This window comes from Bacillus sp. SIMBA_074, from assembly GCF_046534555.1.
GTDB classification, from domain to species: Bacteria; Bacillota; Bacilli; order Bacillales; family Bacillaceae_G; genus Bacillus_A; species Bacillus_A mycoides.
In genome coordinates this window covers 1-246 of the sequence record NZ_JAWRYM010001034.1, presented here as the reverse complement: position 1 = coordinate 246, position 246 = coordinate 1, and the positions used below count along the sequence as shown (strand labels likewise).

At 35.0% G+C, this 246-nt stretch carries 1 pseudogene; it reads left to right on the top strand.

Annotated elements, in window-relative coordinates:
• A pseudogene (locus SB773_RS33915) lies at positions 1–193 on the top strand (IS110 family transposase); the annotation flags it as partial.
• Positions 194–246 lie beyond the last annotated feature (53 nt).

The window sequence follows — 246 nt, the reverse complement described above, 5'->3', positions numbered from 1 at the left end:
CATTCGTGATTGTCGCAAAAAGAAAACGACAGATGAAATCATTCCTCGTAACAGGCGATTATGAGAATTTTATGATAAGAAACGTGAGGAGGGAAAGCCCTTTAAAGTAGCTGTGATAGCAAGTACCAATAAATTCTTACATTTGATTTATGCACTTTTAAAAAGTAAATCGACTTTCCAAGATCTAGCCTAGTTTTAAAGTATAACTAAACAGCCCAAAACTTTCCAAACACAGAACCTTGGAAG